Annotated in this window: 1 protein-coding gene; it reads right to left on the bottom strand. The window is 73.4% G+C overall.

Going from position 1 to position 1,019, the window contains the following annotated elements; translation table 11 throughout:
* A partial coding sequence (locus tag E2651_RS43385; RefSeq protein WP_135336749.1) for a serine/threonine-protein kinase occupies positions 1-958 on the bottom strand: 958 nt, incomplete at its 3' end.
* Positions 959-1,019: the final 61 nt, after the last annotated feature.

Here is a 1,019-nt window from a genome sequence, read left to right as displayed (position 1 = left end):
GGGGCGGGGCCGTCCCCGGGGCCGGTGGCACCCCGGGCGCCACCCCCGGTGTCGGCGCCGAGCCGTGCAGCCGCATCGTCTGCTCCTGCTGGGCGATCTGCTGCGCCACGGCCGGCGGCAGCCACCACCCCTCCTGGCGGGCGAGCCCCGACGTACCGGCGATCGAGGCGCACGCGTCGACGAGCTGTGCCGGGGTCGGCCGGGCGCTCGGCTCCTTGGCGAGGCAGGCGGCGATCAGGGGGCGCAACTGCTCGGGGCAGGCGGTGAGATCGGGCTCGTTGGAGACGATGCGATAGAGCAGAGTATGCGAGGAGCCGTCGCCGAACGGGTGCTGCCGGGTCGCCGCGAAGTAGGCCACAAGACCGAGTGCGAAGACGTCGAGGGCCGGGGTGACCTCACCGCCCATGGCCTGCTCGGGCGCCATGAAGGCGGGCGTGCCGAGGCGTACGTCCGTACCGGTGAGGGCGGTGGTGTCGGCGGCGCGGGCGATGCCGAAGTCGATGACGCGGGGGCCGTCCGCGGCCAGCAGGACGTTGGACGGCTTGAGGTCGCGGTGGATGACACCGGCGGCGTGGATGGTCTGCAGGGCCTCGGCGATGCCGGCCATGAGCTGCAGGACGGTCGGGAGGGGGAGTACGCCGTGCCGGTACACGGCGGAGGAGAGCGAGGGCCCCGGGACGTAACTCACGGCGAGCCAGGGCTCGGGCCCGTCGGTGAAACTGTCCAGGACGGGCGCGGTGTACGGCCCCTGCACGCGCCGTGCGGCGGTGACCTCCTGCGTGAAGCGCTGCCGGAACTCGGGGTCCTGCGCGTACTCCCGCCGGACGACCTTGAGCGCCACCGGCTGGCCGCCGCGCGTGTGCGACAGATAGACCATGCCCATACCGCCCTCGCCCAGGCGGGCGCGCAGTCGGTAACCGGCTATCTCGCGGGCGTCGTCCGGCGCCAGCTCGTCCATGGTGGGTCCTCCCCGAATCGTTGGGGGCCATGGTACGGAAGGGGGTTGTGGGGGTTGTGGG

Origin of the sequence: Streptomyces sp. MZ04 (assembly GCF_004684775.1) — a bacterium.
In the GTDB taxonomy this organism is placed as follows: domain Bacteria; phylum Actinomycetota; class Actinomycetes; order Streptomycetales; family Streptomycetaceae; genus Streptomyces.
Note: the sequence above shows the minus strand (reverse complement) of the source record. Positions and strands in the feature narration are given on the sequence as shown.